This window comes from Enterobacter sp. SECR19-1250, from assembly GCF_013391025.1.
Lineage (GTDB): Bacteria > Pseudomonadota > Gammaproteobacteria > Enterobacterales > Enterobacteriaceae > Enterobacter > Enterobacter cloacae.
In genome coordinates, this window is the sequence record NZ_JACASJ010000216.1 from 1 (window position 1) to 2,907 (window position 2,907).

Annotated in this window: 6 protein-coding genes; all 6 read right to left on the bottom strand. The window is 57.2% G+C overall.

Annotated features, from left to right (window positions below):
- Positions 1-235: 235 nt before the first annotated feature.
- Positions 236-571 (bottom strand): hypothetical protein, encoded by a 336-nt coding sequence (locus tag HX884_RS25905; protein ID WP_045354839.1) that lies wholly within the window; start codon positions 569-571, stop codon positions 236-238.
- Positions 572-613: 42 nt separating this feature from the next.
- Complete coding sequence (locus HX884_RS25910; RefSeq protein WP_107112189.1) at positions 614-1,405, bottom strand: N-6 DNA methylase; 792 nt, start codon at positions 1,403-1,405, stop codon at positions 614-616.
- 40 nt (positions 1,406-1,445) lie between these two features.
- On the bottom strand, positions 1,446-1,646 hold the full coding sequence (locus HX884_RS25915) for a hypothetical protein (RefSeq protein WP_031494497.1): 201 nt from the start codon (positions 1,644-1,646) through the stop codon (positions 1,446-1,448).
- Positions 1,647-1,733: 87 nt separating this feature from the next.
- Positions 1,734-2,195: a DUF1419 domain-containing protein gene (locus HX884_RS25920; RefSeq protein ID WP_061549465.1), complete on the bottom strand. Its 462-nt coding sequence runs from the start codon at positions 2,193-2,195 to the stop codon at positions 1,734-1,736.
- A gap of 77 nt (positions 2,196-2,272) precedes the next feature.
- Positions 2,273-2,479 carry a hypothetical protein gene (locus HX884_RS25925; protein WP_061549464.1) on the bottom strand — a complete coding sequence of 69 codons (207 nt, stop codon included), beginning with the start codon at positions 2,477-2,479 and terminating at the stop codon, positions 2,273-2,275.
- 61 nt (positions 2,480-2,540) lie between these two features.
- Positions 2,541-2,855 carry a hypothetical protein gene (locus HX884_RS25930; protein ID WP_061549463.1) on the bottom strand — a complete coding sequence of 105 codons (315 nt, stop codon included), beginning with the start codon at positions 2,853-2,855 and terminating at the stop codon, positions 2,541-2,543.
- Positions 2,856-2,907 lie beyond the last annotated feature (52 nt).

Below are 2,907 nucleotides of genomic sequence, written 5' to 3' on the forward strand. Positions count from 1 at the left end.
CTGGCCGGGAGCCGAAGGGGGCCATCGCCCTGCCCTGTTTTCGGGTTATGGCCACTGAGCTGCAGCAGAGAAAGTTAACCAGCAGGATGCTGGCTATGCTCGCAGGGAAGGAGTGAAGCACAGCAACGGGGAACGGCAGGAGCGCCGGAGGCGCTTTCGCCCTCCCCGTTTCCCCGAAGGGGATGCGTTTTTTTGCGGTTGCCCTGATGGTATCCATCAGGGCACAGACTCCCGATCAAACAGGTTCTTCGCTGTCCCCTCCGTTTTCCTGCTCATAGTGCATCATGGCCATGTTCAGCAGGGCATTAAATCCCTCGATGCCAGCCCCGTCCGGCTCGCACTGTTCGCACAGGTGCAGCAGATTGGCCAGAAAATCCGTGATGACAGTTTGCACGCTTTCGCTTTCCCTGTTCAGCCCGGTTTTACGGGCAAATTTCCAGAGCACATCTGCAGCCAGCGCGGCGTGATCGTCGTTGCTGCGGATTTTTATCGGTTCAGCCTGGCCTTGCAGGCGTTCTGCCATCGTCTCCAGCACGGTGGCCGGAACAGCGTTCAGTGTGTTGCTTGTCATTTTCTCTCTCCCTGCGGCAGGTCTGCCCTGCCGCTCTGTCAGTCAGGCGGCCACGGTGGCCAGAAATTTTTTCATTGCATCCAGACGACTGCGAAATGCCAGACGGCCCTGCCAGTCATTGAAGTAATAAACAGGGGTGTAACGCACTCGGTTCGCTTTCAGGGTCAGCGTATTACCGGTCACGACTTTCGCGGGTATACCCAGCAGTGCCAGCTGGATAAAGGCCATATCTGCCACCATTGGATCGATGTCAGTGCAGGTGGCATACAGCTGTTGTGAAGGGTTATATCCCGCTTCAGCCATCCAGTATGCAAAGGCAATGACCATTCCGGCGCTACCACAGGCAGGCTCATCGAGCGTCATCCACCCCTCACGCTTTATCGTCTCCTGAGCGCCGGGCATGAGTAGTCCGGCCATCAGGCGGGAGATGCAGGACGGGGAGAAATACTGCCCCATTTCGTCCGCGCCCAGCTCCTGCTCCATATACAGAGCGCCGAGGAAATCATGAATGTCACCCGCCAGCCCCTCCACCAACAGGCAGAACAGCTGCTTCATGGCGTCCAGATCGTCCGGCTTATACCGTTCGCAGATGCGACGGCTGTTTTCGATGTTCTCCGGCGAGCGAATACGGGCCATATCCAGCTCGCTGGCTGCGAGGGTGATGAAGTCGCGGAACACTTCGGAACGGCGCATATTTTTCGCCATCTGACGGAAGACACTGGCGAATTCTTTACGCGCCTCAGCTGGCGACAGCATCCGGGCCGGTGCGGAAGCCCGCGGCTGCGGATCAGCCTGGTCGGCCAGGAACAGGGATTCAAAACTCAGTTGTGACATGGTTTCTCCTTACCGGCCGCCCGCAGGCGGCCGTCTCCTGTTAAGCCAGTCCAAGCGCCGGGTAGACGCTGACAGCCAGACCACAGTCAGCATCGGCGGCGTAGCCCGTTTCGGCATTTACCACGGACAGGAACGGCTGCCACTGTGAGAAGCGCAGCGCGGGTACGCGAGCGCGTTTTCCGGCGCGGAGGGCATTTACAAATGCCTTCGCCTGTGCGACAGTTTGCGGGTCAAATTTCACGATCAATCTCCTTACTTTGGTTGTGATTGCCGGTTCACCGTTACAGCGGCTACCCGGCGTTGAGAAAGCAGGGGCAACCCTGCTTTTTTAATACGCTGAATTCAGCGACGCATCGAGACAGAAACGGGCGATCACGTCGCCAATCAGCTCCCGGTGATGGCGGGTGTGCAGGTCATGGCACTCAAAGAAACGCGCTCCGTAGCTGACAAAAATTGCGGTCACATCCCCGCCCGTAAACTCCATTGATTTGAACGACTCCCCGCCAAACCCCCTGCACCAGTCCACTGGCGGCAGTGTTTCCAGCTGGTCGATATACCGGGCTTCGGTGATTTCCGCCCAGGGACGGCGATAGCCGTCATTCTGCTTTTCCTGTACCAGAGTCGCGGGGATCAGCTCCGCATCCGGATAGAGACGGCGAAGGGATTCCAGCGTTTTCGCTTCACGCTGAGTCACCCACTGCCCTTCCAGCTGTGTTGCGCGGTCATAAACGGCGTTATGAGACGGAACGAAAAAGGCCATTGGTGCAGCGGTCGGGGGGTTAACGTTCATCTTTCAGGCTCCTGTTTGATTCAGTTCCGGGCGGTGCCAGCTATACAGCACCGCATCGGGTCAGAGGTAAGTCCGGGTTACTGAACGCCCAGACGGCGGAACATATCGGCGATAATGTTTCTGCGGGTATAAGAAGCACCTGCAGCTTTCAAATCCTCCAGAACGTTCCATGCATAGCTCGCCTCATTGCCATAAATCGCAATGAGGGAGGCTGTTTTAGGCTCCGGGTCTGACATATGCCCATTTTCGTAACGGGCCTTTGCGGTCGGGGTGTTAACGCTCATGCTTCTGGCTCCTGTCTGATGAGGTTCCGAGCGGCGGCTGCCGCACGGGGTGAAACCGGATTTAAATGTCGATACCTTCGCGCGTGATCAGGCGCACAAACTGTTTGAAGTGGTCAGCTTCAGCCACATGGATATGGCGGAACTGTTTATCGACGCCGCTGCTGAGGGCGTAGAAATAGGTGCAGCGCATCGTTTCGGGGCAGCGTCTGCGCAGTTTCTTCAGCTCAGCCAGGCTGCTGAACTCCAGAACGTCCGGTTCCTCCGCTGAGTTTTTTTTCTGCTCAGCGACGAGGAACGTGTACGACACGGTTTTTCCCCCTATCTTCCTGGAAGATTCCTGAGCGGCGGTTTTGACGTTGACGTTTTGTGTGTACATCCTGGTTTTCTCCTGTGGTGATGGTTGTCCATCTCCCTGGTGAGTTCTCTCG